Below are 26,091 nucleotides of genomic sequence, written 5' to 3'. Positions count from 1 at the left end.
TCTATCGACGGACATGATCACACGCCACCGGCGCGCGCCCGCCCGCGGCGGAGCCCCGAGGGTGCGGCCGGGCCGGGGGGTCGGCGAGGAGCCGCATGACCTGCGCCGGTCCCGTGGCGTCGTGGGCGGTGGGCGCCGCCCACGACGGGTCGTACGGTCTGTGACGTGCGCCGAACTCTACGCACGGGCGCGCGGCGCGGGTTCGCCGGGGGATCGCCAATGGTTCGCCGGGTCCGTATCGACCGAACAGCGGGGGAGTGCCCGGGTTCGTCCCCTGAGCCGACCCTGCGGGCTTCCTTAAGAGAACTTGAAGAACCCCTCCAGCGTGCGGATTTGGCTGATCACGACCCTAGGCTCGGTCGTACCCCACCCCCTTTCCCTCTGTGAGGTGCTACAGGCATGAGCAGCCGAACTCCCGCAACGCCGTCCCGCGTCGAGGCGCGGCGGAAGAAGGCGGTGCGCACGCGCATCGTCCTGTCCCTCACCGCGGCCGCCGCGGTGGTGGCGGTCGGCGTCGCCGTTGCCGATTCCGGCGGCGGTACGCAGGTGGACCAGCGGGCCGACGGCGCCACCGGATCGAAGACCGGGACGCCGACCCCCGCGGACACCGCGGGGACGGCGAGCCCGACCGCTCCGCTCCCCGAGGTCACCGCCGACGCCGCGGCCGCCACGGGCTCGCTGCAGCCCGAGACGCCGGCCGCCGAAGGGACGGAGTCCGCAGCTCCGGCGAAGCCCGCGGCGAAGGAGGACGGCCCGGCCAAGTCCGCCCCGGCCAGCAAGCCCCCGCGCACGTCAGGCGGGAGCAGCGGCGGATCCGGTACGTCCGGTGGGTCGGGCGGTTCCGGGGGCTCGTCCGGCGGATCTTCCGGCGGATCGTCCGGCGGATCCGGCAGCTCCTCCAGCGACGCCGAATCCGCGGTCCTCGCCCTGGTCAACAAGGAGCGGGCCACGGCCGGCTGCGGCCCCCTGACCATGAACGGCAAGCTGAGCGCCGCGGCGCGCGCGTACAGCGACACCATGGCCCGCAGCGGCGTCATGTCCCACACCGGACCCGACGGGTCCACCATGACCAGTCGAGTGGAGGCCGCCGGTTACGCGTGGTCCCGCCTCGGCGAGAACATAGCCCGCGGCCAGTCGGACGCCGACGCGGTCATGAAGGCCTGGATGAACAGCTCCGGCCACCGGGCCAACATCCTCAACTGCGCCTTCAAGGAGATCGGCATAGGCGTCCACAAGGGCGACGGCGGCCCGTGGTGGACGCAGGACTTCGGGACGTCGAAGTAGGATCCTCCCCCCGGTTCCTCCCTCCTTGTTCCTCCCCCCGGCCCCTGGCGCTGGTCACCCCCCACCGGCTGCCGGGCCGCACACGTCCTCCGACCCGTACGCGGGTCGGAGGACGTCCGTGTTCGTGCCGGAGGACGTCCGCGTTCGTGCCCCTGGTGCCACGGGCGTCGGCGCTCCGACGTGCTGAGCGGGGGAGTCGGTGACGCGCGGCCCGGTCCGTCGGCCACTATGGGGCCGTGCCTCGATTTCCGCGCTACCTGTTCATATGGCTGTCGTGCACGGCCACCAGCGTGACGGCCGTGCTCGGCACCGTCCAGTTCGTGGTCGGCTCCACCCGCCATACGCCGCCGGTGGCCCGCTCCGCCCCCATGGTCTTCGACTCCCCGCCGGCGTGGCTGGCGCAGGAACCGTCGTCGGGCCCGCCGTCCCCGACCGCCTCCGCCTCCCCGAGCCCCTCGCCCACCGTGACGGAGGCTCCGACCCCCTCGGCCCCGCCCTCCCCGTCCGCGAAGCCCTCGGCTGCCGCCCGGACCCCCGCGCCCAAGCCCCGCGTCGACTGCGAGACCGGCGGACCCGGCCTGCACACCGTCCCCTCGCAGGGCGGCAAGGTCACGGTGCGGTACGGGAGCCGCGGCGTGTGTCTGATCTCCGCGGTCCCGAGCCGCGGCTTCAAGGCCACCACGTCACAGACCGAAGACGACACCCTGACGGTCACGTTCAGCGGTTCGGACCACCGGTCGGTCATCACCGCGACGATCGACCCGATGGCCAAGGCCAGCGTCCGCGAGACGTCGTTCTGAGGGCAGGTCGGCCAGTCGGCCAGTCGGCCAGTCGGCCAGTCGGCCAGTTGGTCGTGCTTCCGGCTGATCGGGCGCCCGGCCGGCCCACTGTCGCGTGACCGCTTCGGCCGCTCCGCACCGCTCGGTCCCGCTTGACCCCTTTCGTAGGATTCGCCTCCCCGTATGCGCTCATCGGCGGGGGCCCGGTGAAGCGGAAGGTGATCTGTTCCTTAGGGGAACCTCAAGATCGCGCCCAGGCGGTCCGCAGGGCCCGCCGCGGTCCTATGCTCACGTCAGCCGAACGGCCTCCGGCGTCCGGGCACACCGCCCCGGCGAACCGCAGGACCGCCGGCTTCACCGAGTCGGGAGGCTTCTCGCCCTTCCCGTAGTTCTCAGCGCGCCTTGGGGTGTCTTCGCCATGACTTCTCGCATACTCCGACCCGTCCGTGCCGGCCACACCGCGCACCCCCGCTCCGCAGCGCCCCTGGGTGCCCGGCTGCCGCTCGTCGCCGCTGCCGTGGTCGCGGCGGGTCTGTGCGCCGCCTGCGGGCCGTCCTCCGAGAGCGTCGGCTCCGCCCCGCCCACCACGGCCGGTGCGTCCACCCAGGCCCTCGCCGCGGCCGCGCCGTCGGCCTCCGCGTCCACCGAGGCGTCCCCGAGCGCTTCGGCCCCGCCGTCGGCGTCCGCAACCGCGCAGGCCTCCTCCTCGCCGACCCCCTCCCGGACCCAGAGCGGTTCGGCCGCCCCCAAGCCGGCCCGTACGTCCGCCGCCCCCGCGCCGGCCCGGGTCCCCGGGCCCGGCTACGACAGCTCGGCCGACGCGCAGAAGCAGATCGACGCCGCACTGGCCGCGGCCAAGGCCGACGGGAGGACGGTGCTGCTCGACTTCGGGGCCAACTGGTGCGGCAACTGCAAGGCCGCCGACAAGGTGTTCGCCCAGCCGCAGACGGCGGCGATCCTCGGAGCCTCGTACCACCTGGTCAAGATCGACATCGGTGGCAACAGCTCCGCCAACTCCGCGCTCCTGCGCAAGTACAGCCCCTCGGGCGGCACCTACACGATGCCCGTGCTCGTCGTCGTCAACGCGTCCGGCAAGGTGCGCACCGACACCCACGCCACGGGCAACCCCTCCCTCACGGCGGAGGGGATCAACGCCTTCCTGCGCAAGTGGGCTTTGTGAGACCAGCGGGCCCGCGCCGGGTCCGGGTGCGCACCGCGGTCCTGGCCGGATCCGCCCTAACGGCCGCCGTGGCCGGCTGTGTCTACGCCGCCGTTGGCACGGTCGCCGCCGACGGCAGCCGCGCGGAGGCGGCGGCCGGACCGGCGACCGCGATCAGGGCCGCAGTCGGAACCGCGGCCGACGCCAAGGTCATCGACCCCGCCGATCGACCCGCAGCGCCCGCGCTGACGGGCGACGACCTCGACGGGAAGCGGGTCACCCTCGACGGCCTCCGGGGACACGTCGTCGTGCTCAACGTTTGGGGGTCCTGGTGCGGTCCCTGCCGGGCGGAGGCCGACGACCTGGCGCGGATCGACCGGCAGACCCGGGACCAAGGCGTCCGGTTCCTCGGGATCAACACCCGCGACCCGGAGCGTGCTGCGGCCCGGTCCTTCGTCAGCGCGCACGGCATCGGCTTCCCCAGCCTCCACGACCCCACCGGCGAGCTCCTGCTCCGATTTCCCCCCGCCCTGCTCAACCCGCAGGCGATCCCCTCGACCCTCGTGCTCGACCGCCGCGGACGCATCGCCGTCAGCATCGGCGGACCGGTCACTGGGGACGAACTCGGCCCGCTGCTCTCGCGCGTGATGGAGGAGGCGTCATGACGACGCTCCCGGCGCTCGCCGCCGCCGACGCCCCCTCGCTCCTGCACGGGACCCTGGCCGTCGCCGCCCCGGTGGCCTTCCTCGCGGGACTCGTCTCCTTCCTCTCGCCGTGCGTGCTGCCGCTCGTACCGGGCTACCTCAGCTACGTGACCAGCCTGTCGGTCTCCGACCTGGCCGAAGCCCGCGGCGGGCGCCGCAGCCGGATGGCCGTCGGCGCGCTGCTCTTCGTCCTCGGCTTCACGGCGGTCCTCGTCTCCGGGGGCGCACTGTTCGGGTACTTCGGCCGCACCCTGCTGGCCCACCAGGAGGTGGTCACCCAGGTGCTCGGTGTCTTCACCGTGCTGATGGGGCTGTCCTTCATGGGATTCCTACCGGGTTTCACCCAGCGGGAGTTCCGCAGCCACCGGCGGCCCGCCCTCGGACTGGCCGGAGCCCCCCTGCTGGGCGCGGTGTTCGCGGTCGGCTGGACCCCCTGCATCGGCCCGACGCTGGCCGCCGTACAGGCACTGGCCTGGAGCGAGGCCAGCGCGGCTCGCGGGGCGCTGCTGATGGCGGCGTACTGTCTCGGCCTGGGGCTGCCGTTCGTCCTGGCCGCGCTGGCCTTCCGCCGGGCCCTGGACGCCTTCGGCCTCGTCAAACGCCACTACCCGTGGGTCCTGCGGATCGGCGGCGGGATGCTCGTGCTCGTCGGCGTCCTGCTGGCCACCGGGGTGTGGAACGACCTGGTGTACCGGCTGCAGTTGTGGAGCGCGGACTTCACCACCGCCGTGTGAGCGACTCCCCGTACGGGCCCGCCCCGAAGACCCGAGAACCGATCCGTTTTTCCCGACTCCGTCTTCCCGACACAAGAGGCACAGAGACCCAGATGAACGTCTTCCCCCGTACGAGGCGCACCCGGACGGCCCGGACCGTGGTCGTCGCCCTCCTCACCCTGGCCGCGCTCACGGCCTGCGGCGACCAGTCCGCCCAGGACGACGCGGCCGCCGGCGCAGCTCCGCCGCCCACCACCAGCTTCACCGAGAACGGGGTCACCGTCACCCTCTCCGTGTCCGACTGGCACGCGTCGAAGGGCACGCTGACCGCCGTTTTCACCCCCGAGAAGAAGGGCTTCCACCTGTACAGCACCGAACTGCCGCCCACCGGCGTGGAAGGCGTGGGCCGGCCGACCGCCATGGACGTCACCGGAGTCCTCAAGGCCGAAGGGAAGCTGACGGCCGCCGCCGACGTACGGTCCATCAGCGTGCCCGGCGTCGATGCCCCGATGCCCGTCTACCCGGACGGCCCCGTCACCACCACCCTGCCCGTCCGCGCCGACGGCAACGGGGACGCGACCGTGCTCCTCGGATACGCGAGCTGCAGCGCGCAGGACGGCTGCACCATCCCGGTCGCCGACCACCCCGTACACCTGCGCCTCACCGACGGGGCTCCGACGTTCGCCGCCCACTAGGAGCGCGCCCGGACCGAACCCCTAAGGTGTGCCCATGCCCAGCGTCCTGGTCGTGGAAGACGACCCCAGCATCCGCCAGTCACTCATCGAGGTCCTGGCGGAGCACGGGTATGCCGTGCGCAGCGTGGGCGACGGGTTCGGCGCCCTGCGCGAGGTCACCCAGACGCCCGTCGACGCGGTGGTCCTCGACCTCGGCCTGCCCGATCTGGACGGGGGAGACGCACTGCGGATGATCCGGGGCATATCCTCCGTCCCCGTCCTGGTGGCCACCGCCCGCGACGACGAGACCGAAATCATCAAGCTCCTCAACGCCGGCGCCGACGACTACCTGGTCAAGCCCTTCTCCGGAGGACAGCTCATAGCCCGCCTCTCCGCCGTACTGCGGCGCACCAGCCACGCGCCCCCCGCGGGCGCCGCCCACACCGGGCCGGGGGCCCGGCCGGCGCCGGCCGCCGACCCGCTGGGCGCCACCACCGTGGGCGAGCTGGCGGTGGACCCCGGCGCGCGTACCGCGTACCTGGCCGGCCGGGAGCTCCACCTCACCCGGCGGGAGTTCGACCTGCTGGCCTTCCTCGCCCACCACACGGGCCAGGTCGTCTCCAAACGCAGGCTGCTGACCGAGGTCTGGCGCGAGCCGTACGTCGACGACCAGACCGTCGACGTGCACCTGTCGTCGTTGCGCCGCAAGCTCGGCGAACGCGCCGCGGCGCCGCGCTACCTGCTGACGGTCCGCGGCGTCGGCATCAAACTGGTGGCCCCGCGGTGAGACGCTCATTGGCGGGAGTCGCGCTCGCCGTGACGTCCATGGTCGCGCTCTCCTTCCTCATACCCCTCGGCGCACTGGTGATGTCACTGGTCAAGGAGCAGAGCGTCACCGCGGCCGAGCAGCGCGCCGCAGCCCTCGCACCCGTCCTCACGCTCACCACGGACCCATCCGCGCTGCGCGAATCCGCCGCCGGACTCGACGCGGCCGAGCACCTGGTCATCCATCTCCCCGACGCGCAGAGCCTCGGCGACTCCCAGGCTCCCGTGAAACTGCTCGAACGGGCCCAGCAGGGACGCGAGTCCATCTCCCAGAAGACTCCGGGCGGATGGATCTGCCTGCAGCCCGTGGTGCTCCCCGGCGACCGGGTCGCCGTCATCGAGAACTTCGTCCCCGACGAGGAACTGACCCGCGGGGTCAAGGCCTCCTGGGCGGTCATGTTCCTGCTCGCCGTCGGCCTGGTCGGCGGCTCGGTACTGGTCGCCGACCGGCTCGGAGCCAAGGTCGTCCGGTCCTCCAAGAAGCTCGCCCAGGCCTCGCACACCCTCGGTCAAGGCAATCTGGACACCCGGGTGGAGCCCATGGGGCCCAAGGAACTGCGCGACGCCGGCGTCGCCTTCAACGCCATGGCCCACCGCATGACCGAACTGCTCGCCATCGAGCGCGAACTGGTCGCCGACCTGTCCCACCGGCTGCGCACCCCGCTGACCGCCCTGCACCTGGCTTCGGAGCGGATGGCCGGCACACCGGAGTCGGCCAGGGTCGAGGCGGCGGTCCACGCGCTGGAGTCGGAACTCCAGGCCATCATCGCCACGGCGCGGACACCCCTCGCCGTGGGCCCGATGGGCCACGGCATGCGCAGCGCGGAGACGAATCCGGGCCGGCAGACGACCGGGGCGGGGCCGTCGTCCGAGTGTCCCCGGTCCGAGGTCGCCGATGTGGTGCGGCGCCGGACCGCCTTCTGGTCGGTCCTGGCGGAGCAGCAGGACCGCCCCTGCTCCCTGGACCTCACCCAGGAGCCCACGGCCGTCAGCCTCAGCGACGACGACATCGCCGCGGTGGTGGACGCGCTCATCGGCAACGTCTTCAGCCATACCCCGGCCGGCACCGCGTTCGGGGTCCGCGTCGCCCGTACCGCCCAGGCCGTGGAACTGGTGGTGGAGGACTCCGGGCCCGGCATCCCGGAACCGGACCGGGCCCTCTCGCGCGGGAGCAGCACGGGCTCCTCGGGGCTGGGCCTCGACATCGCCCGCAGGGCGGCGACCGTCACCGGCGGCACGATGCGCATCGCACACGGCCCGCAGGGAGGCGCGCACATCACCGTGGTCTTCGCCCTGGCACCGCCCGCGCCGCCCGAGCGCGGACCGCGCGGCTCGCGCAGGCGTGCGCGGTGGTGGCCGCGCACGCGGTGACCGTGCACGGGCCCGCCGGGCCGATGGTGGGGAGGGCGAGCCGCGGGAGCTGTGGCAGGATGCCGCGATGATCTCCAACTCGCCGATACCGCACGTCGTTCCCGCAGGTCGTATGGCCCGGTCGGAACAGCCCGTGCTCGCGCTGACCGGTGGGTGGGAGCTGCGCCCCTGGCACCCGGACGACGCGGACGCGTTGTACGCCGCCGGCCAGGACCCGGCCGTTCGCCTCTGGAACCGGCTGCTGGTGAACTCCCCGGAAGAGGCGCGTCAGCGGATCGAGCGCATGCACCGGCGGTGGCGGGCCGAGCTCGGCGCGATCTGGGCCGTCGCCCGGCCGGACGGTCCGGCCGTGGGCCTGATCGGCTGGAACGACGTCGACCTCCAGGGCGGCAGCGCCGAGATCGTCTACCGGCTGCTGCCCGCGGCACGTGGCGGGGGCGTCGCCGTCGAGGCGACACGGCGGGTCAGCCGGTGGGCACTGGACGACCTCGGCCTGCACCGTCTGCGGTTGTGCCACTCGGTGGCGAACCCGGCGTCGTGCCGCGTGGCGGACAAGGCCGGATACGCCTTCGAAGGCACCATGCGCGGCGCACTGCTGCACGCCGACGGATGGCACGACCAGCACCTGCACGCCCTGGTCCGGGGCGATGTCTGATCCCGCGACGGTCAGCGACCGCAAGGGGCGCCGCAAGGGGTGCGGCCGTCAGCTGCAATCCGACAGGAACCGGCCTTCGAGGTGGTCGGAACTGAGGAAGAGGAAGCCGCTTCCGTAGCCGAAGTTGAGGAAGAACGGGTCTGAGGCGTCCTCACCCCGGTCCTGGAACTGACACAGGAACCGCCAGGAGGCGTCGATGCCGAAGGCGCGGTGGTTGGGGTAGACGGCTTCGCCGCCCTGGAAGTCTTCGGGTCGTTCCCCCTCGGGGGATTCGACCTTGGGGCCCTCGCCCCGCAGCCACCGCGCGAAGGCGGCGGACTGGGTCGCGGCCTCGTCGAGTTCCGGCGCCAGCGGAGTCAGGTCCGTCAGCCATTCGACGGGAACCTCCGTGTCGTCCGGACCCCACCGCCACAGGGTCCTCCCCCGTGTACCGGGAGGCCCGACCGACACGAAGGACGGAATCCGCCCGCCGGGCTGGACCAGGACGACGGCTTCACCGTCCTCCGGTGCGGCCCCGCCCATGTCCATGTCCTCCTCGTGCAGGAACAAGTACGCGAGGCGCACCTCGTCTCCCGGCACCCGGAACTGTCCGACGAACACGAGCGGCTCGCTCGTACGCGGATGCACAGGCCAGACCGGTCCTTCCAGCCAGACCGGCTGCCCGCCGAACTTCGACACCGGTCCGTGACCGGCTCGCGCGCAGCCCGGAAGGACATCTGCAGCCGCGGCAGGAAGGCGGCGTCGTAGGGGCCCGCGGCCCGGCCCGTCGGTTCGGAGATCATGCCTCCGACGCTACGCCACCCCACCGACAACACCCGGCCCTAGTCGACGGCGGAGGCCAGCGGCAGCAGTGCGGGGCGTTTCGCGGTGCGGCCGTCGCCGGAGGAGCGGCCGCGGAGGCGGCGGCCCAGCCAGGGGCCGAAGAACGCGGCCGCCCAGCGCAGTTCGGCCGCCATGGTCGAGCCCCCCGGGGCGGTCGGCCGCGGTGGCAGCGGGTGCGTCCAGGTGTCGTCGCTGCCGGGCAGGCCGACGGCGTGGGCGAGGGCCGCGGCGATCCGCTCGTGGCCGACGGGGCTGGCGTGCAGCCGGTCGTCGGTCCACATCCGCGGGTCGGTCACGGCGGCCGGCCGGGCCGTCTCGGCGACGGCGACCCCGTGGCGGGCGGCCGCCGCGCGGATGCGGTCGTTGAGGTCGGCTATGCGCGGTGCGGCGGGGCGGGCGAGGGGCACGAGCACGCTGAGGTCGGGGAAGGTCACCGTCGCCACGCGGGCCCCGGCGGCCGTGAGCGCGGCGAACATCTCCTCCAGGTGCCCGGCGACTTCCGCGGCGTTGAACCGGGGCCGGAGGACGTCGTTGACCCCGGCGACGACGGTGGCCAGGTCGGGGCGCAGGGCCAGGGCGGGGCCCAGTTGTTCGGCGCGCACCTGCCCGGCGCGACGTCCCCGGACGGCCAGGTTGGCGTACTGGAGGCCGGGATTGACGGCGGCGAGGTGTTCGGCGAGCCGGTCGGCGAAGCCGCGCAGGCCCACGGAGTCGTCCCCGTCGCCGAGGCCTTCGGTCTGACTGTCGCCCAGGGCGACGTAGCGCAGGTATTCACCGTTCGGCACGGGCCAGCCTCTCCTTCAGGATCGCCGCGCTCCGGCGGCACCAGTCGCGGTGTCCCTGCTCGAAGGCGAGGCCGCGCAGACCGGTCAGGTACCCGCCGATCCGCTCGCCGTGGAGCAGGAACTCGTCCTCGTCCATGTCGCCGCGCATCTTGCGCAGCACCTTGCCGATCAGCTCGATCTTGGCGTCGGCGGCGGCCGCGCGCGCCTCGAGCTGCGCGATCACCGGTCCGGTGCCGATCCGGTCGGCGGTCTGGACCTTGACGAGGAGGTCGTCACGGATGACGGAGGACTTCAGCGGAGCCGCGGCGAACTCCTCCAGTTCGGTGCGGCCGGCCCCGGTGACCCGGAAGAGGCGTTTGTTGGGCCGGGTCTCCTGGACCACTTCGCGGCCCTCGACCAGCCCTTCCTTCTCCAGCTTGGCCAGCTCGGCGTAGAGCTGCTGGGGCAGGGCGTGCCAGAAGTTCGCGACGCCGATGTCGAAGGACTTCGCCAGTTCGTAGCCGCTGAACTCGCCGTCCAGTAGAGCCGCCAGTACGGCATGGCGCAGAGTCATCGCGGTCGCCCCTTCCCCTTCCTCGCCAACCCCTGCATCATACTCATGAAAGTGACTAGTCAGACTCATGAGTATGAGGAGGGGCCATGGAGACGGCCGAACGCTTCCGTGCTGCCGTGGAGAAGCGCGATCTCACCGCGCTGGAGGACCTGTTCACCGAGGGCGTCCGGCTCTACAGCCCGGTGAAGTTCACGCCCTTCGAGGGCCGGCCCATGGTCCTGGGGCTCTTCGGGGTCCTGCTGCGGGTCTTCGAGGACTTCCGCTACGTCGGCGACTTCGAGGGCGCTGCCGAGACCAGCGCCGACGGCGAGGAGGCCCCGGCGGAGGTCCTGCTCTTCCGCGCCGCGGTGGACGGCCGGGAGATCCACGGGATCGACCTGCTCCACTTCGACGAGGCGGGCCGCATCAAGGAGTTCACCGTGATGGTCCGCCCGCAGTCCGCCGTGCAGGCCCTGGGGCAGGCGGTCCTCGCCGGCCTGGTCGCCGACGGTCTCGTCTAGGCGCCGCCTTCGGTGCCGGTCCGATGGACGTCGTGCCGGAGTGCGGACGGCCGTGGACGCCCGCACTCCTTCGCCGTCACGCCCTCACGCCGTCACGGCAGGACGCCCGGACGAGGACGGTCCCGCGACGGCTTAGGCGGAGGTCGGGCGCAGGACCAGGGAGACGAAGCCGAAGCTGTCCCGGTAGCCGTGCAGCCATTCCGCACGCCGGATGGCGGCCGTCCGCAGCACCTCGGCGGCGTCCGGATCGACGGGGTGGTCGAGGGCCCACGAGGCCAGCGAGCCCAAGCACGACCACTCGTACGCGTCCAGCTCCTCGCGCGTGCTGACGTGCGCGTGTACCGGAGCCCACCCGTCGTCGACGATGAGGTCCAGGGTAGTCGCGAGGTCGTGCAGCTCACCGAAGATCTCGACGGCCTCGCGGGAGGGCGTGCGGTCCCAGAAGCTCTCACCGAGCAGCACGCGGCCGCCGGGAGCCAGGTGCTGCCGGGCCGCCGCGAGGGTCGGCAGCAGGCCGCCGAAAGCGTGGGTGGCCCCGACGCTGAGCACCAGGTCGAAGGGCTGGTCGGAGACGAAGTCCGCGGCCTTCTGCTGGTGCACGACGAGACGTTCCTGGACGCCGAGCAGGCCCGCCGACCGGCGGGCCTGCGCCACCGACTCCTCCGAGGTGTCCACGCCCTCGGCGTGCAGACGGGGGTGCGTGGCCAGGGCGCGCAGGAGCCATTCCGCGGTACCGCACCCCAGGTCGAGCACCCGCTCGCCGTCGCGCGGTGCGCCGTGTTCGAGCAGTCGGCGTACCGATTCGTCGCCGAGCGGGGCCTTTATGGGGTGGTCGGCGTGGGCGATCTTGGAGATCTGTTCATGATTCACCGGGGCAGCTTGCCAACGCCGCAGCCCACGCGCACCCCATTTCCGTCCGGGTGCCGGACACGCCCCTCGGTCCTGTCGTCAAAGTGGCGTCGGTAGGGCCCGCGGCGTTCGGTGTCATGGGGTCTCCCCGGGCCCGCCGGGGCCGAGGGGCAGCATCGCAAGGCGGAGGGGCGCCCGCGTACGGGACGTACTCGGGCGCCCCCCCCACCCGGCGCGGGGGGGGGCCGGGCGGGGCGGGGCCCGGGGCCCCGCCCCCCCGGGGCGGGGGGGGGGGCGGCCGCGGGCGCCGGGGGGGGGGGCCGGGGGCCGGGGGGCGGGGGGGGGCGGCGGGCCCGGGCCGCGGGGGGGGGGCCCCCCCCCCCCGGGGGGGCCGCGGCCCGCCGTCAGGCGAGCGGGCCCGTCACCGGCTCCACCGCGGCCAGGAGGCCTCCCGTACGGATGAACTCGTCGGCGGCGGCCAGGTCAGGGGCGAGGAAACGATCCGGCCCGGGGCCCTGCACGCCCGCCGCACGCGCGCCCGCGATCGCGGCCTGGCTGGCCGGGGCCGGGGTCAGCCCGTGACGCAGCTCGATGGCGCGGGTGGCCGCGTAGAGCTCGATGGCGATGATCCGCGTCAGGTTGTCGACGGCGGTACGGAGCTTGCGCGCGGCCGACCAGCCCATCGAGACGTGGTCCTCCTGCATGGCGGAGGAGGGGATCGAGTCGGCCGAGGCGGGCACCGCGAGCCGCTTCATCTCGCTGACCAGGGCGGCCTGCGTGTACTGGGCGATCATCAGACCGGAGTCCACGCCGGCGTCGTCCGCCAGGAACGGCGGCAGGCCGTGCGAGCGGTTCTTGTCGAGCAGCCGGTCGGTGCGGCGCTCGGCGATGGAACCGAGGTCGGCGGCCGCGATGGCGAGGAAGTCCAGCACGTAGGCGACCGGGGCGCCGTGGAAGTTGCCGTTCGACTCCACGCGCCCGTCGGGCAGCACCACCGGGTTGTCGACGGCGGCGGCCAGCTCGCGGGAGGCCACCAGGGCGGCGTGCGCCATGGTGTCGCGGCCGGCGCCGGCGACCTGCGGGGCGCAGCGCACCGAGTAGGCGTCCTGGACGCGCGGGGCGGTCTCCTCCTGGTAGTGGCGGACGAGCCCGGAGCCCTGCAGGACGGCGGCCATGTTCGCGGCGGAGGCAGCCTGCCCGGGGTGCGGACGGATGGCGTGCAGCTCGGGCTGGAGCACCTTCTCCGTACCGAGCAGCGCCTCCAGGGTGAGGGCGGCGGTGATGTCGGCGGAGGTGTAGAGCTTGCCGAGGTCGGCGAGGGCCATGACCAGCATGCCGAGCATGCCGTCGGTGCCGTTGAGGAGGGCGAGGCCCTCCTTCTCGCGGAGCACGACGGGCTCGATGCCGGCTTCGGCGAGGAGTTCACCGGCGGGGCGGACGGTGCCGTCCGGGCCCTCGGCGTCGCCCTCGCCCATGAGGGCGAGCGCGCAGTGGGACAGCGGTGCGAGGTCGCCGGAGCAGCCCAGGGATCCGTACTCGTGGACGACCGGGGTGATCCCGGCGTTGAGCACGTCGGCCATGGTCTGCGCGACGGAGGGGCGTACGCCGGTGTGACCGGAGGCGACGGTCTTGAGGCGGAGGAACATCAGCGCGCGGACGACCTCCCGCTCGACGCGCGGGCCCATGCCGGCGGCGTGCGAGCGGACGATGTTGCGCTGGAGCTGGGCACGCAGCTCGGGGCTGATGTGCCGGGAGGCGAGCGCACCGAACCCGGTGGACACGCCGTAGACGGGCTCGGGCTTGGCGGCGAGCGCGTCGACGATCTCGCGGGCCCGGGCGAGCGCGTCCAGCGCCTCCGCGGAGAGCTCGACGCGTGCGTTGCCGCGGGCTACGGCGATGACGTCTTCGGCGGTGGTCCCGGACGTCCCCACCACGACAGTGTGCATATCCATATTCAGCACCCTACGGATTGAATCGCTTCATGTCACTAGGCGAAGTTGTCACGATCGCGACGCGGGCGGGCCCCTTACCCATTGGTACCGCGAGCCGCCGGTCACTGGCGGCCACGGAAGCGGCGCCGCTCTCCGGGAGCCTCCGCTGCGGCGGCGTCCGCGAGCCGGACCACCGCGGTGTCCCGGCCCGCCACGACCGGCTTCGGCGAGCGCGCGGCCTTCGCCTTGTACTGGGCGGCGTCCGCGAGCCGAAAGAGCCGCCGGGAGGACTTCACCAGCCCGATCGGATCCCCGGTGGAGGCCACGCCGCAGGCCACCCCTTCGCCCAGCTCCAGCTCCGCCGCCCGGGTGCACACCTCTTCGGTGACGCGCACGATCTCGTCGGCCGTCGGGCCGACCCCGACCAGGCAGAACTCGTCGCCGCCGAGACGGGCCACCAGCGATCCGGGCAACATCGCGCCGCACAGGCTCAGGACCGACCCGAACCGCTCCAGGAGCCGGTCCCCCATGGCGTGGCCGAGGGTGTCGTTGACCGCCTTCAGCCCGTTCAGGTCGCAGACGACGAGGCTGACGACCGCCCCGGTCCGCCGGTGTTCCTCCAGGGCCTCGTCGAGCCGCATGTCGACCGCCCGCCGGTTCGCGAGCCCGGTCAGCGGGTCGGTGAAGGCGAGTCGCCGGGCCTCCTCCAGCCGCTCGTTCTGCGCGAGGCCGGCCGCGACCACGGCGGCGAGCACGGTGGCGAAATCGGCGTCGTCCTCGTCGAAGTCGGGCAACCCTTCGTCCCGGGCGACGTACAGCTCGCCCCAGGCGCGACCACTGAGCACGATGGGCGCGACCACGCAGGTCCCGCGGCCGCGTCGGCGCAGGGCCTCCCCGCGCCGCCCCGGCCGGTCGCCCACGGCGCTCTCGACCCAGGCGTGCGGGCCGCCGCCGCCCACCCAGACCTCGTGCAGGAACTCGGTGATCTCGGGGAAGTCGTGTACGGGGTAGGACTCGTCCTCGGGGAACTCCTCCTCGCCCGCCCGCCGCTCGCCCTCGTTCACGAGCACCCGCAGGCGCCCCCGCTCCCGTTCCCACGCGGAGATCGCGGCGAACGAGCCGTCCAGCGCCACGCGCGCCCCCCGCGCGGCCGCCCGCACGCTGTCCCGCGGCGCGCAGGCCGCGGCCATCGCCTGGGCGAGTCCCACAACGGCTCGTAGCCGCCCGTCAACTCCCATCACCCCAGGCTAGGGACTTTTGTCAGATTTGGAGACAATTGGCGCGGCTTTCGGTACCACCAAGATCACCAAGGGTGATGGGCGGCGCCGGCGGGACGCGGGCGACCTCCGGACGCCGCCCGACCGCCGCCCGGACACCAGGCCGACACCAGCCCGACTCCGCCCCGACTCCGTCCGGCTCCGTCCGACTCCGTCCGGCTCCGCCCCGCCGGCTACTCCCCCGGCCAGTTCGGCTTGCGCTTCTCGTTGAACGCCGCGACGCCCTCCACCCGGTCGCCCGAGAAGGCCACCGTCCGCCAGGCCGCGTCCTCGATCTCCAGACCGGCCTCCAGGTCCATCCCGTGCCCCAGCCGCAGCGCCCGCTTGGCCGCCCGCAGGCCCACCGGGGAGTTCGCCGCCATCCGGGACGCCAGCTCCAGCGCCTGCGCCGTGTCCTGGCCGGCGGGGACCACCGAGTCCACCAGCCCCAGGGACAGCGCCTCGGCCGCCTCGACCCGGCGCGCCGTGAAGATCAGTTCCGCGGCCCGTGCCGCACCCACCCGGCGCGGCAGCAGCTGCGTGCCCCCGCCACCGGGGATCACGCCCACCGAGACCTCGGGCAGGCCCACCACCGCGGTCTCGTCGGCGACGATCACGTCGCAGGCCAGGGCCAGCTCGAAGCCGCCACCCAGGGCGAACCCGTGCACCGCCGCGACCGTGGGCATCGGCAGCGCCAGCACGCCCCCGTACGCCCCCCGCGTGGTCGGCCGCTGCCGGACCAGCTCGGTGTCCGAGAAGGAGTTCCGCTCCTTGAGGTCCGCGCCGACGCAGAAGGCGCGCTCGGACGTCGAGGAGAGCACGACCACGCGCACGGACCGGTCGGCGGCCAGCTCGGCACAGGCCGCCCCGAGGGCGCGGGCCATCGCGGTCGACACCGCGTTCATCGCCTTGGGGCGGTCCAGGGCCAGCTCCGCGACCCCGCCCTCGTGGCGGCGCACCGCCACGAACTCCGACTCGAATGCGGACTCGGACGCCATAGGAACCCTCCCGGTTAACGAACGTTACCGGGGGATCTTAGGCTTCCTGCGCGTCAGCGACCAGGGCTCCACGACGCCGAGGCCGCGCACCGGCCGCTGCCACATCGGCTGGAGCGCGAACCGGTAGGACGCACCCTCGTCGGGCGCCGTCTCGGCCTCCTTCTCCGACACCGGGGCGGCCCCGGTCCGGGAGAGCTCCTCGGCCATCGCCCCGTCCACCAGCACCGCGTCCTTGGGAGCTATGGACGTCAGCCGGCTGGCCAGGTTCACCGTGGTCCCGAAGACATCGCCCATCCGGGTGGTCACCGTGCCGAAGGCGATCCCGACCCGCAGCTCGGGCATCTGCGGGTCGAGCTCCATCGTCTCGATCAGCCGCAGCGCGATCTCCGCCGCCGTCGCCGCGTCGTCGGCGCAGTACAGCACCTCGTCACCGAGGGTCTTGATCAGCCGGCCGCCGTACGCGGCCACCAGGTCCGCCGCGGTCGTCTCGAAGGACTCGACCAGCTCGCCGAGCTCCTCCTCCTCCAGCCGCCGGGTCAGGCGCGTGAAGCCCACCAGGTCGGCGAAGCCCACCGCGAGCCGCCGGTCGACCATCTCGTCGTCGTCGGCCACCTGCACCACGCGCCCGGTCGCGGCCGCCAGCTGGCGCCGCCACACGTAGACGAGGAACTCCTCCAGCTCGGGCAGCAGAAGCTCGACCAGGGGGTACGTGACCTCCGTACGGGTCATGCCCGGCTCCGGCGGCTCCGTCAGCCCCTCCAGGAACGAGTCGATCTGCCACTCCGCCAGCCGGGCGGTGGTCTGCCCTGTGGACCGCGCCACCTGCACGGCCATCGGCTCGGACAGCAGCCCGGCCTCCACCAGGCCGGCGAGCCGGCGCAGGGCCAGCACGTCGGCCTCGGTCAGCGCCCGGGCCTGCCCGATGTCGGCGAAGCCCATGGCCCGCCAGAAGCGCGAAGCCAGCTCCATGGACACGCCCGCGCTCCGGGCGGCCTGGAACGGGGTGTACCGGCGCTCGGCACCGAGGATCAGCTGCTCCAGCCGGATGGCGAGCGGATCCGCCGTCGGCTGGACCGTGTGGTCGACCTCGTGGTGCGGGGTGTGCTGGTCACGGCCGATCGGGGTGCCCGGGCCGGACGCGGAGCCGCCACCGGCGGACGCGCTGGACGTAGGGTCGTCGACGGTCAAGGGCCGCCTCCTGTCCATTCCGTGCGCACTGCCCTGCGAACCGGTTGATCACCACGAGCACCGGGATCGCCTAAACCATACGGCAGGTGTGCCGTAGCTCACTCCCCCTCCCCGCTTCCGGCCCGCCCGCGACCTGGGTGCGGGGTCCGGGGCGGCGGCCCCGGCACGGCGCCGCACCCGGCACCCGCTCCCCCTGTCAGTGCACGGAACGCAGGTGGATGACGTCGCCCGCGCCCACCGTCTCGTGCCGGTCCTCGGCCGTGCGGATCACCAGGCGGCCATCGGTGTCCACCGCTTCGGCCGTTCCGGTGAGGGTGCGCCCACCGGGCAGTTCCGCGCGGACGTGCCGGCCCAGGGTCGCGCAGCCCGCCGCGTAGGTCTCCTGGAGGCCGCTGGCCGCGGGGTCGCCACCGGCCGCGCGCCACCTCCCGTACCACTCCTCCAGGGACCTCAGGACGGTCCGCAGCAGCGGGTCCCGGTCGGTCACGGAGGCCTTGGCCAGCGCCAGCGACCCCGCTGCCGGTACCGGCAGCTCGTCCTCGGTCAGGGTGACGTTGAGCCCGATCCCGAGGACCACGCCGTCCTCGACCCGCTCGGCGAGGATCCCGCCGGTCTTGCGCTCCTCGCCGTCCACGGTGACCAGCAGGTCGTTGGGCCACTTCAGGGCGGTGTCCACGCCGGCCGCCCGGGACAGCCCGGTCGCGGTGGCCACCCCGGCCAGCAGGGTCAGCCACCCCCACCGCTCCTGCGGCACCGCGTCGCCCGGCTTGAGCAGGACCGAGAAGAACAGCCCCGACCGCGCGGGCGCGACCCAGCTCCGGTCCAGCCGCCCGCGCCCGGCGCTCTGCTCCTCGGCGACGAGCACGGCCCCCTCGGGCAACTGCGCCGCCCGGGTGGCAAGGTCGGTATTGGTGGACCCGGTACTGGCGACGACCTCCACGGAGGTCCACAGCCCGTCCCCGGTGACGAGGGCCCTTTGGAGGGCGGCGGCGTTGAGGGGCGGCCGGTCCAGGCTCGACCAGCGACCGGCGGAAGCACCTGCTGAGGCATCTGATGGCGTCATGCAAGCCACAGTAGGTGTGTCAAACGCCGCACTGCCGAGCGCCATGCCCGCCGATACGCTACGCACCAGTAGCCAGCAGTAGTCAATCAATTGACCAGGCAGTTGACACCATGCAGGGAGCCGCGACCCCGATGTCACATCCGTCAGAGCCGATCGACATGCACACCACCGCGGGCAAGATCGCGGATCTGCAGCGCCGCATCGACGAAGCCACCCACGCCGGGTCCGCGCGTGCCGTGGAGAAGCAGCACGCCAAGGGCAAGCTGACGGCGCGTGAGCGGGTTGCCCTTCTGTTGGACGAGGGGTCCTTCGTCGAGCTCGACGAGTTCGCCCGGCACCGCTCCACCAACTTCGGGCTGGAGAAGACCCGGCCCTACGGCGACGGCGTCGTCACCGGCTACGGCACGGTGGACGGCCGCCCGGTGGCCGTGTTCTCGCAGGACTTCACCGTCTTCGGCGGGGCCCTCGGCGAGACTTACGGCCAGAAGATCATGAAGGTCATGGACTTCGCGCTGAAGACCGGATGCCCCCTCGTCGGCATCAACGACTCCGGCGGCGCCCGCATCCAGGAGGGCGTCAGCGCGCTGGGCATGTACGGCGAGATCTTCCGCCGCAACGTCCACGCCTCCGGCGTGATCCCGCAGATCAGCCTGATCGTCGGGCCCTGCGCGGGCGGCGCCGTGTACTCCCCCGCGATCACCGACTTCACGGTCATGGTCGACCAGACCTCGCACATGTTCATCACCGGCCCGGACGTCATCAAGACGGTCACCGGTGAGGACGTCGGCTTCGAGGAGCTGGGCGGGGCGCGCACGCACAACAGCACGTCCGGCGTCGCGCACCACATGGCGGGCGACGAGAAGGACGCCATCGAGTACGTGAAGTCACTGCTCGCGTACCTGCCGTCGAACAACCTCTCCGAGCCGCCCTCCTTCCCGGACGAGGCGGACACCGAGGTCTCCGACGCCGACCGCGAGCTCGACGTACTGATCCCGGACAGCGCCAACCAGCCGTACGACATGCACACCGTGATCGAGCACGTGCTCGACGACGCGGAGTTCCTGGAGACGCAGGCGCTCTTCGCGCCGAACATCCTGACCGGCTTCGGCCGGGTCGAGGGCCACCCGGTGGGCATCGTCGCCAACCAGCCGATGCAGTTCGCCGGCTGCCTGGACATCGACGCCTCCGAGAAGGCGGCGCGGTTCGTACGGACCTGCGACGCCTTCAACATCCCGGTGCTGACCTTCGTGGACGTCCCGGGCTTCCTTCCGGGCACCGACCAGGAGTACAACGGAATCATCCGGCGCGGCGCCAAGCTGATCTACGCGTACGCCGAGGCCACCGTTCCGCTGATCACCGTGATCACCCGGAAGGCCTTCGGCGGTGCGTACGACGTCATGGGCTCCAAGCACCTCGGCGCGGACCTGAACCTGGCCTGGCCGACCGCGCAGATCGCCGTCATGGGCGCGCAGGGCGCGGTGAACATCCTGCACCGCCGCACCCTCGCGGAGGCCGCTCCCGAGGAGGTGGAGGAGACCCGGGCCCGGCTCATCGCCGAGTACGAGGACGCGCTGCTCAACCCGTACACGGCGGCCGAGCGCGGGTACATCGACGCGGTGACCATGCCGTCCGAGACCCGGGCGCACGTGGTGAAGGGGCTGCGGCAGCTGCGTACCAAGCGGGAGTCCCTGCCCCCGAAGAAGCACGGCAACATCCCGCTCTAGCCCCTCCAGGAGGACTCTGTGGTGATCAAGGTCGTCAAGGGCAACCCGACCCCGGAGGAGCTGGCCGCCGCACTGGCGGTGGTCCGAGCGCGCGCGGCGGCGCTGGCCGTGGCGCCGTCGGGCGCTCCGCCGGTCGCGGACGAGTGGTCGGCGCCGGCCCGGGTGGCCCGGCGGCGGGTTCCGCATCCGGGGCCGCGGGCCTGGGGCCGTACGTACTGGCCCGCGTAGCCCGATCGGTATGAACGGATGGTGGCGCCTGAGTACCCGTACTCAGGCGCCACCGCCGTTCCCGCGCCAGGATCGGGGCATGCTCTGGTCCGACCCGAAGAACGAGCCGCCCAAGGACATGCGCGACGCGCAGGCGATGATCCGGCGGCTGACCCTGGTGCTCGCCCTCGCCATGCTCGTGGTGGTGTACGTCCTGGGTGTGGGCCACTTCTAACGCCCTGTTCGGGGGGTCCGGGCCGCGCCTACGATGGCCTCCATGACTGCGACACCTGAGCCCTCCACGACCGGGCGCACGCTCGTCCTGGCCTCCGCCTCCCCCGCCCGGCTGAACCTGCTGCGGCAGGCCGGGCTCGCCCCGCACGTGATCGTCAGCGGCTTCGACGAGGACACCCTGAACCACGACGAGCCGGCCGCCCTGGCGCTGGCCCTGGCCGAGGCGAAGGCCGCCGTCGTGGCGGGGCTGGACGAGGCCGCGGGCGCCCTGGTGATCGGCTGCGACTCGGTGCTGGAGCTGGACGGCGAGGCCCTGGGCAAGCCGGCGGACGCCGAGGAGGCCACCGCGCGCTGGAAGTCGATGCGCGGACGCGCGGGCGTGCTGCGCACCGGGCACTGCGTGATCGACACGGCGGACGGCCGTCAGGTCTCGGCCACGGCGTCGACGACGGTCCGGTTCGGTGAGCCCACGGACGCTGAGGTGGCGGCGTACGTGGCGAGCGGAGAGCCCCTGCACGTGGCGGGGGCGTTCACCCTGGACGGGCTGTCGGCGCCGTTCATCGACGGCATCGACGGGGATCACAGCAACGTCATCGGGCTGTCGTTGCCGCTGCTGCGTTCCCTGCTGGGCGAACTGGACGTGTCCATCACGGACTTGTGGGCTTGAGCTCCCCGAACGGCGGCGGTGGCGGCGGGGTGTCCCCGCCCGCACCGCCCTCGCCGCTGCCGTTCCCGCCGGGCCGGGCGGGCCGGGCGGCGTAGGACGTCAGGGTCAGTACGAGCAGACACAGGATCAACATCATCGCCGCAAAGGCGGCCCAGCCGACCAAGGCGACGCAGAGGATGCCGAGCACCCCGTGCGCGACGGCGCCGCTGATGAGCACGACGCGGCCGAAGCGGCCCGGGGAGCGGTCGCGGAGCGCGGTGGTGGCGGCGAGCACGGCGCACAGGACGAGGAAGGCGCCCATGCCCGCCCCCATGACGTAGGTCGCCTTGGACATGACATCCGGATCGCTGCCCGCGATCGACATCGACTGGTTCGCCGTGGTCCGGCCCAGCACGATGTGGACGAGCACGAGCGCCGCCGCTTCCACGACGAGCACGATCGCGGCCAGTCCGGCCACGAGTCTTCGCAGCACGACGCCCCCACCCCCACGTGTCACAAGCCCGTTCGACGCCCTGGAGGCTACTAACGGGTAGCCCGGCGGGCAAGACATCCGCGCACCCGGCTTGCAGACGTCTCCCGCCCCACGGCGCGCCCGCACCGCGCCCCGCGCCACGCCGTACGTCGGGACTACGCCGACGGCTTCGGCTTCTTCTCCCGCGGCCAGACGGTGTACGACCAGGACCAGACGGTGTCGATCACCCAGATGGTCAGCCAGATCCGGCCGACCCAGACCAGCGGTCCGCGCTGCCCGTCGGGCACGGCACCATCGGTGAGCTGCCGAACGATCCAGCTGGAGTCCAGGTACCACAGGACCAGTTGCCCCAGCGCGAACGCGACCGTGTGGAGGTACCAGTCCCGCCGCTCCTTGCGGGCATGGGCCTTCGGCCCGGGGCCGGTCTCCGCCGCCGGCCGCGCCACTTCCCACTCGCTCATGTCCGCCCCCGTCCCCGTGTTCGTGTCCGTGTTCGTGCCCGTGTTCGTGTCGATGTCGATGCCCCTGTCGATGTCGGTGGCCTCTTGGCCCCCTCCCCCGTCGCCGGGCCGCGGCCCGGACTCCTTGTCCTCCTGCGCCAGGCCCAGGGTGCGGACCGCGTACGGCACCACGAGCGCCCCCAGGACCGAGGTGGCCGCGGCCGCCGCGCAGGCGGCGACCCAGCCGGCCTCCTCGTAGAGCAGGCCCATCACCAGGGGGCCGACCACCACACCGGCCAGGCGGGCGCTCTCGTACAGGCCCATGGCCCGGCCGATCCGCCCCCCGGAGGCGGCGGCCACGGTCGCCTGCTCCACCGGGATCTGCGCGGCGAAACAGGCGGCGGCCACGGTCCACAGGACGGCGACGGCCGGCGGCGTGGAGACCACCGCGAGCCCTCCGGCGAACAGCGCGCCCGCCGCGAACGAGGCGACCATGGCCGGGGTGCGGCCCAGCCGGTCGGTGAGGTGGTGCGCGTGCGCCGGCAGCAGGACGAACACCACGAAACCGGGGGTGAACACCAGCGCGATCTCGTTCGGGGACAGCCCCAGGTCCGCCTGCAGCCGGAGCAGCAGGAGCATCCACAGCCCCGCCTCGGCCGCGGCCGTCACCGCGGACACCACCATCAGCGGCAGCAGCCGGCGCTCCGCCGCACCCCACCGTTCCCGGCGCCCGGTCGCGGCACGGGCCCGCTCCTGGCGGGGCCCGCGCAGCAGCAAGCCCGTCGCCACCGCGCAGGCCGCGCTGCCCAGCCAGAACAGCAGCGGATAGCCACCGCGTTCCAGCAGGGAGAACGCCACCAGGTAGCCGACGAAGGCGCCCTGACCCTCCGCCGACAGCAACCTGCCGTAGGCGGAGGTGCCGTCGCCGCCCTGCGCCCGCTGCCCGGTCCAGGCCCGCAGGGCGACCCAGAACAGGGCGCCGCCGGCGCCGCCCAGGCCCGCCGCGACGAAGGCCACCACCAGCGAGTCGGCGAGCGCGTAGCCGGCGAACGACAGGGCGTACAGACCCGCGCCGACCGCGGCCACCCGCCGCTGGTCGAAGCGGTCGGCCAGCTCCCCGGCCAGCGGGCGCACGATCAGCGACAGCACCGCCTCGAAGGCGATCAGCATGCCGACCACGAAGGCCCCGGCGCCCAGCGTCGAGCCGGCCCACAACGGCAGCAGGAAATCGAACACCTCCGCCGGGGCGCTGGCGAACAGCGCCGCCGACAGGACCCGGCGCCCGGCCGGATCCGCGGGCGCCTCCGTCCCGGCGCTCACGCCCCGGCCGCCGGTGAGCAGCGCGCGGCCCCCGCCGCGCCGGACCGGTTGGGAGCGGGCCCCGGAACGGAGTCCTCTAACGCCATGTGCCTCGCCCTCGTCTCGTCGTCGTCGTTTCCACGCAGTTCGTGAGACGCCGTTCGGCCCGCCCGGGTTGTCACGCCGATGCCGCCACCGCCACCGCCGCGCGGTCGCGGGCCCCGATGTCGTCCATCCGTAGGACACGCCCGGCGCGCTGCCACCCGTCCGGGCCCGTACGGTCCGCATCGCAGTGGGTACGGTGTTGTCCCTGTTCACCCAGCGGGACGGCCGGGCTACCAATCAGTAAACAAGGGGACAACTCCGCTTACGACCGCAGAGAAACTGTGGGCCGTTCGTAGGGACTCAACAAAGAATCACCCGGGGCCGCTGACCGGAGAGACAGAGACCTCGACTACATGACGGGGTTACTGTGCAGTCGGGGATCCCCCTGACCTGGGGCGCCACAAGGGTTCTCCGGCGGATCGACCCTCGCATCACACTCTGTGTGGGCAAGGTCACCACCGGGGGAGGGTCGAAAGGCCGTGTGGGCTGTCCCTAAACTCAGCTTGTTTCAAGGAGGGAGCCATCGTGCGCAAGGTGCTCATCGCCAACCGTGGCGAAATCGCTGTCCGCGTTGCTCGGGCCTGCCGGGACGCCGGGATCGGGAGCGTAGCCGTCTACGCCGATCCGGACCGGGACGCCCTGCACGTCCGCGCGGCCGACGAAGCTTTCGCGTTGGGCGGTGACACCCCGGCCGCCAGCTACCTGGACATCTCCAAGGTCCTCCAGGCCGCAGCCGACTCCGGTGCGGACGCCATCCATCCCGGATACGGCTTCCTCTCCGAGAACGCCGACTTCGCCCAGGCCGTGATCGACGCCGGCCTGACCTGGATCGGTCCGCCTCCGCAGGCCATCCGTGACCTCGGCGACAAGGTGGCCGCCCGTCACATCGCCCAGCGCGCCGGCGCGCCGCTGGTCGCCGGTACGCCGGACCCGGTCTCCGGGGCCGAGGAGGTCGTCGCCTTCGCCAAGGAGCACGGCCTGCCGATCGCCATCAAGGCGGCCTTCGGTGGTGGCGGTCGCGGTCTGAAGGTCGCCCGCACCCTCGAAGAGGTGCCGGAGCTCTACGAATCCGCCGTCCGCGAGGCCGTCGCCGCCTTCGGCCGCGGCGAGTGCTTCGTCGAGCGCTACCTCGACAAGCCGCGCCACGTCGAGACCCAGTGCCTGGCCGACTCGCACGGCAACGTGGTCGTCGTGTCGACCCGTGACTGCTCCCTCCAGCGCCGCCACCAGAAGCTCGTGGAGGAGGCCCCTGCACCGTTCCTGAGCGAGGCTCAGAACGCGGAGCTGTACGCCGCCTCCAAGGCCATCCTGAAGGAAGCGGGCTACGTCGGCGCCGGCACCGTCGAGTTCCTCGTCTCCGCCGACGGCCTGATCTCCTTCCTGGAGGTCAACACCCGCCTCCAGGTCGAGCACCCGGTCACCGAAGAGGTCTCCGGCATCGACCTGGTCCGCGAGATGTTCCGCATCGCCGACGGCGAGGAGCTCGGCTACGGCGACCCGGTCCTGCGCGGTCACTCCATCGAGTTCCGCATCAACGGCGAGGACCCGGGCCGCGGCTTCCTCCCGGCGCCCGGCACGGTCACCAAGTTCAACGCCCCCACCGGTCCGGGCGTCCGCCTCGACGCGGGCGTCGAGTCCGGCTCCGTGATCGGCCCGGCCTGGGACTCGCTCCTGGCCAAGCTGATCGTCACCGGTGCCACCCGCGAGCAGGCCCTGCAGCGCGCCGCCCGCGCGCTCGCCGAGTTCGAGGTCGAGGGCATGGCCACGGCCATCCCCTTCCACCGTGCGGTCGTCGCCGACCCGGCGTTCGCCCCCACCGACGGCAGCCCCTTCACCGTCTTCACCCGGTGGATCGAGACCGAGTTCGTCAACGAGATCCCGGCGTTCACGGCTCCGGCCGCGGACGACACCGAGGACGAGCCGGGCCGCGAGACGGTGGTCGTCGAGGTCGGCGGCAAGCGCCTCGAAGTCTCGCTCCCGTCGTCCCTGGGCATGACCCTGGCCCGCACGGCCGCCGCCGGTGGCGCGAAGCCGAAGCGCCGCGTGGCCAAGAAGTCCGGCCCGGCCGCCTCCGGCGACACCCTCGCCTCCCCGATGCAGGGCACGATCGTCAAGGTCGCGGTCGAGGAGGGCCAGCAGGTCAACGAGGGCGACCTGGTCGTCGTACTCGAAGCCATGAAGATGGAGCAGCCGCTGAACGCGCACCGCTCCGGCACCGTCGTCGGCCTCACCGCCGAGGTCGGCGGGTCCGTCACCTCGGGCGCCACGATCTGCGAGATCAAGGACTGACCTCCCCGGCAGCAGCCGCGAGACGAAAGACGGCCCGTACGCCCCTTCCGGGGTGTGCGGGCCGTCTTCCTTGCCGGAGTTCCGCCCCAAGGGCTAGAACGCGGAGGGGCTCGTGAAGTTGCACCGGACGTACTCCGAGTCGTTCTCCTCCAACGCCAGGCAGTAGCCGCCCAGGCGGTCGAGGTGGTCGTACAGGGAGTGCGCGAACGCCTCCGCGTCCTGCGCGTGCGCGAGCCGGATGGACGCCGGAACCATGTTGCGCGGCCAGTCGGCCGTCGACCAGTCCACGATGAGCTGGGCGAAGAACTCGTCCGACCGGAAGTGGCTGAAGAGCTGGAAGGAGCTCCGGGTCACTTCATGGGGCTCTCCGTAGAATGCCGTCAGATCGGCCACGAGGCGGCGCCACAGGCCTTCGACATCGCCCTCGCGAAATGATTCCGCGACCGTGTCTCCGGCGGGAGCCAATCCGGCGAACAGGTAATACGTCTCCTTCTCGCTCACCGTGGATCCACCTCACATCGTTCGCTCGTCGATCTTGTCGTCCG

The 26,091-nt window shown here is 72.8% G+C and carries 27 protein-coding genes; 15 read left to right on the top strand and 12 right to left on the bottom strand.

Annotated features, from left to right (window positions below; translation table 11 throughout):
* Positions 1–399: 399 nt before the first annotated feature.
* From ACIQK6_RS01330 to ACIQK6_RS01290, 9 genes are all read left to right on the top strand, one after another.
* Positions 400–1,284, top strand: coding sequence for a CAP domain-containing protein (locus ACIQK6_RS01330; protein WP_329106161.1), 885 nt, complete (start codon positions 400–402; stop codon positions 1,282–1,284).
* A gap of 236 nt (positions 1,285–1,520) precedes the next feature.
* Positions 1,521–2,084 carry a hypothetical protein gene (locus ACIQK6_RS01325; protein ID WP_329106163.1) on the top strand — a complete coding sequence of 188 codons (564 nt, stop codon included), beginning with the start codon at positions 1,521–1,523 and terminating at the stop codon, positions 2,082–2,084.
* A gap of 397 nt (positions 2,085–2,481) precedes the next feature.
* The gene (locus ACIQK6_RS01320) at positions 2,482–3,243 is read left to right on the top strand and encodes a thioredoxin family protein (RefSeq protein WP_402694073.1); all 762 of its coding nucleotides are present in this window, start codon (positions 2,482–2,484) and stop codon (positions 3,241–3,243) included.
* A complete protein-coding gene (locus ACIQK6_RS01315; protein ID WP_329106167.1) occupies positions 3,240–3,887 on the top strand; it encodes a TlpA disulfide reductase family protein in 648 nt (215 codons plus the stop codon). Before ACIQK6_RS01320 ends, ACIQK6_RS01315 begins: the two co-directional genes overlap by 4 nt.
* Positions 3,884–4,660, top strand: coding sequence for a cytochrome c biogenesis protein CcdA (locus ACIQK6_RS01310; protein ID WP_329106169.1), 777 nt, complete (start codon positions 3,884–3,886; stop codon positions 4,658–4,660). The genes ACIQK6_RS01315 and ACIQK6_RS01310 overlap by 4 nt, the downstream gene beginning before the upstream one ends.
* A gap of 92 nt (positions 4,661–4,752) precedes the next feature.
* The gene (locus ACIQK6_RS01305; protein WP_329106172.1) at positions 4,753–5,334 is read left to right on the top strand and encodes a hypothetical protein; all 582 of its coding nucleotides are present in this window, start codon (positions 4,753–4,755) and stop codon (positions 5,332–5,334) included.
* 34 nt (positions 5,335–5,368) lie between these two features.
* The gene (locus tag ACIQK6_RS01300; RefSeq protein WP_329106174.1) at positions 5,369–6,100 is read left to right on the top strand and encodes a response regulator transcription factor; all 732 of its coding nucleotides are present in this window, start codon (positions 5,369–5,371) and stop codon (positions 6,098–6,100) included.
* Positions 6,097–7,509: a HAMP domain-containing sensor histidine kinase gene (locus ACIQK6_RS01295; RefSeq protein WP_329106176.1), complete on the top strand. Its 1,413-nt coding sequence runs from the start codon at positions 6,097–6,099 to the stop codon at positions 7,507–7,509. Before ACIQK6_RS01300 ends, ACIQK6_RS01295 begins: the two co-directional genes overlap by 4 nt.
* A gap of 67 nt (positions 7,510–7,576) precedes the next feature.
* On the top strand, positions 7,577–8,164 hold the full coding sequence (locus ACIQK6_RS01290) for a GNAT family N-acetyltransferase (protein WP_329106178.1): 588 nt from the start codon (positions 7,577–7,579) through the stop codon (positions 8,162–8,164).
* A gap of 48 nt (positions 8,165–8,212) precedes the next feature.
* Here the strand turns inward: ACIQK6_RS01290 and ACIQK6_RS01285 are convergent, their stop codons facing one another.
* The 3 genes from ACIQK6_RS01285 to ACIQK6_RS01275 form a co-directional block, all read right to left on the bottom strand.
* The gene (locus tag ACIQK6_RS01285) at positions 8,213–8,791 is read right to left on the bottom strand and encodes a hypothetical protein (protein WP_402694072.1); all 579 of its coding nucleotides are present in this window, start codon (positions 8,789–8,791) and stop codon (positions 8,213–8,215) included.
* 194 nt (positions 8,792–8,985) lie between these two features.
* Complete coding sequence (locus ACIQK6_RS01280) at positions 8,986–9,771, bottom strand: SGNH/GDSL hydrolase family protein (protein WP_402694071.1); 786 nt, start codon at positions 9,769–9,771, stop codon at positions 8,986–8,988.
* Positions 9,758–10,324 carry a PadR family transcriptional regulator gene (locus ACIQK6_RS01275; protein WP_329106184.1) on the bottom strand — a complete coding sequence of 189 codons (567 nt, stop codon included), beginning with the start codon at positions 10,322–10,324 and terminating at the stop codon, positions 9,758–9,760. The genes ACIQK6_RS01280 and ACIQK6_RS01275 overlap by 14 nt, the downstream gene beginning before the upstream one ends.
* Before the next feature lie 86 nt (positions 10,325–10,410).
* Here ACIQK6_RS01275 and ACIQK6_RS01270 point away from each other — a divergent pair, with 86 nt between their 5' ends.
* Positions 10,411–10,824: a nuclear transport factor 2 family protein gene (locus tag ACIQK6_RS01270; RefSeq protein ID WP_329106185.1), complete on the top strand. Its 414-nt coding sequence runs from the start codon at positions 10,411–10,413 to the stop codon at positions 10,822–10,824.
* A 132-nt stretch (positions 10,825–10,956) separates the two neighbouring features.
* Here the strand turns inward: ACIQK6_RS01270 and ACIQK6_RS01265 are convergent, their stop codons facing one another.
* The 6 genes from ACIQK6_RS01265 to ACIQK6_RS01240 form a co-directional block, all read right to left on the bottom strand.
* Positions 10,957–11,694: a class I SAM-dependent methyltransferase gene (locus ACIQK6_RS01265; RefSeq protein WP_329106186.1), complete on the bottom strand. Its 738-nt coding sequence runs from the start codon at positions 11,692–11,694 to the stop codon at positions 10,957–10,959.
* Between the two features lie 383 nt (positions 11,695–12,077).
* Positions 12,078–13,619 (bottom strand): histidine ammonia-lyase, encoded by a 1,542-nt coding sequence (gene hutH / locus ACIQK6_RS01260; protein ID WP_402694273.1) that lies wholly within the window; start codon positions 13,617–13,619, stop codon positions 12,078–12,080.
* A gap of 107 nt (positions 13,620–13,726) precedes the next feature.
* Positions 13,727–14,842, bottom strand: coding sequence for a GGDEF domain-containing protein (locus ACIQK6_RS01255; RefSeq protein WP_329099402.1), 1,116 nt, complete (start codon positions 14,840–14,842; stop codon positions 13,727–13,729).
* A gap of 212 nt (positions 14,843–15,054) precedes the next feature.
* On the bottom strand, positions 15,055–15,858 hold the full coding sequence (locus tag ACIQK6_RS01250) for an enoyl-CoA hydratase-related protein (protein ID WP_329099403.1): 804 nt from the start codon (positions 15,856–15,858) through the stop codon (positions 15,055–15,057).
* Between the two features lie 24 nt (positions 15,859–15,882).
* Positions 15,883–17,046 (bottom strand): adenylate/guanylate cyclase domain-containing protein, encoded by a 1,164-nt coding sequence (locus ACIQK6_RS01245; protein WP_329099404.1) that lies wholly within the window; start codon positions 17,044–17,046, stop codon positions 15,883–15,885.
* Between the two features lie 196 nt (positions 17,047–17,242).
* Positions 17,243–18,109, bottom strand: a complete 867-nt coding sequence (locus ACIQK6_RS01240; protein ID WP_327383599.1) for a biotin--[acetyl-CoA-carboxylase] ligase — start codon at positions 18,107–18,109, stop codon at positions 17,243–17,245.
* A 131-nt stretch (positions 18,110–18,240) separates the two neighbouring features.
* Between ACIQK6_RS01240 and ACIQK6_RS01235 the strand changes: the two genes are divergently transcribed.
* From ACIQK6_RS01235 to ACIQK6_RS01220, 4 genes are all read left to right on the top strand, one after another.
* A complete protein-coding gene (locus ACIQK6_RS01235; RefSeq protein WP_329099405.1) occupies positions 18,241–19,833 on the top strand; it encodes an acyl-CoA carboxylase subunit beta in 1,593 nt (530 codons plus the stop codon).
* A gap of 18 nt (positions 19,834–19,851) precedes the next feature.
* Positions 19,852–20,061, top strand: a complete 210-nt coding sequence (locus ACIQK6_RS01230) for an acyl-CoA carboxylase epsilon subunit (RefSeq protein WP_329099406.1) — start codon at positions 19,852–19,854, stop codon at positions 20,059–20,061.
* A 79-nt stretch (positions 20,062–20,140) separates the two neighbouring features.
* Positions 20,141–20,275, top strand: a complete 135-nt coding sequence (mmpB, locus tag ACIQK6_RS01225; RefSeq protein WP_263411711.1) for a morphogenic membrane protein MmpB — start codon at positions 20,141–20,143, stop codon at positions 20,273–20,275.
* 42 nt (positions 20,276–20,317) lie between these two features.
* The gene (locus ACIQK6_RS01220) at positions 20,318–20,941 is read left to right on the top strand and encodes a nucleoside triphosphate pyrophosphatase (protein WP_329099407.1); all 624 of its coding nucleotides are present in this window, start codon (positions 20,318–20,320) and stop codon (positions 20,939–20,941) included.
* On the opposite strand, the gene ACIQK6_RS01215 is transcribed toward ACIQK6_RS01220, so the two are convergent.
* Both ACIQK6_RS01215 and ACIQK6_RS01210 read right to left on the bottom strand, forming a co-directional pair.
* A complete protein-coding gene (locus ACIQK6_RS01215) occupies positions 20,922–21,413 on the bottom strand; it encodes a hypothetical protein (RefSeq protein WP_329099408.1) in 492 nt (163 codons plus the stop codon). The genes ACIQK6_RS01220 and ACIQK6_RS01215 overlap by 20 nt on opposite strands.
* 155 nt (positions 21,414–21,568) lie before the next feature.
* On the bottom strand, positions 21,569–23,173 hold the full coding sequence (locus tag ACIQK6_RS01210; RefSeq protein WP_402694070.1) for an MFS transporter: 1,605 nt from the start codon (positions 23,171–23,173) through the stop codon (positions 21,569–21,571).
* 609 nt (positions 23,174–23,782) lie between these two features.
* Between ACIQK6_RS01210 and ACIQK6_RS01205 the strand changes: the two genes are divergently transcribed.
* Entirely contained in the window at positions 23,783–25,546 is a 1,764-nt protein-coding gene (locus ACIQK6_RS01205; protein WP_329099410.1) for a biotin carboxylase N-terminal domain-containing protein, read from the top strand.
* A 93-nt stretch (positions 25,547–25,639) separates the two neighbouring features.
* On the opposite strand, the gene ACIQK6_RS01200 is transcribed toward ACIQK6_RS01205, so the two are convergent.
* Positions 25,640–26,047: a hypothetical protein gene (locus ACIQK6_RS01200; protein ID WP_402694069.1), complete on the bottom strand. Its 408-nt coding sequence runs from the start codon at positions 26,045–26,047 to the stop codon at positions 25,640–25,642.
* Between the last annotated feature and the right edge of the window lie 44 nt (positions 26,048–26,091).

Origin of the sequence: Streptomyces sp. NPDC091682, from assembly GCF_044756625.1 — a bacterium.
GTDB lineage: Bacteria > Actinomycetota > Actinomycetes > Streptomycetales > Streptomycetaceae > Streptomyces.
This window is presented reverse-complemented; position numbering and strand designations above follow the sequence as displayed.

Coding starts and splice junctions, on each gene's coding strand:
- ACIQK6_RS01300 (WP_329106174.1), top strand. CDS start 5,369: ATGCCCAGCGTCCTGGTCGTGGAAGACGACCCCAGCATCCGCCAGTCA.
- ACIQK6_RS01270 (WP_329106185.1), top strand. CDS start 10,411: ATGGAGACGGCCGAACGCTTCCGTGCTGCCGTGGAGAAGCGCGATCTC.
- ACIQK6_RS01235 (WP_329099405.1), top strand. CDS start 18,241: ATGTCACATCCGTCAGAGCCGATCGACATGCACACCACCGCGGGCAAG.
- ACIQK6_RS01305 (WP_329106172.1), top strand. CDS start 4,753: ATGAACGTCTTCCCCCGTACGAGGCGCACCCGGACGGCCCGGACCGTG.
- ACIQK6_RS01220 (WP_329099407.1), top strand. CDS start 20,318: ATGACTGCGACACCTGAGCCCTCCACGACCGGGCGCACGCTCGTCCTG.
- ACIQK6_RS01330 (WP_329106161.1), top strand. CDS start 400: ATGAGCAGCCGAACTCCCGCAACGCCGTCCCGCGTCGAGGCGCGGCGG.
- ACIQK6_RS01240 (WP_327383599.1), bottom strand. CDS start 18,109: ATGACGCCATCAGATGCCTCAGCAGGTGCTTCCGCCGGTCGCTGGTCG.
- ACIQK6_RS01310 (WP_329106169.1), top strand. CDS start 3,884: ATGACGACGCTCCCGGCGCTCGCCGCCGCCGACGCCCCCTCGCTCCTG.
- hutH (WP_402694273.1), bottom strand. CDS start 13,619: ATGCACACTGTCGTGGTGGGGACGTCCGGGACCACCGCCGAAGACGTC.
- ACIQK6_RS01320 (WP_402694073.1), top strand. CDS start 2,482: ATGACTTCTCGCATACTCCGACCCGTCCGTGCCGGCCACACCGCGCAC.
- ACIQK6_RS01275 (WP_329106184.1), bottom strand. CDS start 10,324: ATGACTCTGCGCCATGCCGTACTGGCGGCTCTACTGGACGGCGAGTTC.
- ACIQK6_RS01255 (WP_329099402.1), bottom strand. CDS start 14,842: ATGGGAGTTGACGGGCGGCTACGAGCCGTTGTGGGACTCGCCCAGGCG.
- ACIQK6_RS01290 (WP_329106178.1), top strand. CDS start 7,577: ATGATCTCCAACTCGCCGATACCGCACGTCGTTCCCGCAGGTCGTATG.
- ACIQK6_RS01250 (WP_329099403.1), bottom strand. CDS start 15,858: ATGGCGTCCGAGTCCGCATTCGAGTCGGAGTTCGTGGCGGTGCGCCGC.
- mmpB (WP_263411711.1), top strand. CDS start 20,141: ATGCTCTGGTCCGACCCGAAGAACGAGCCGCCCAAGGACATGCGCGAC.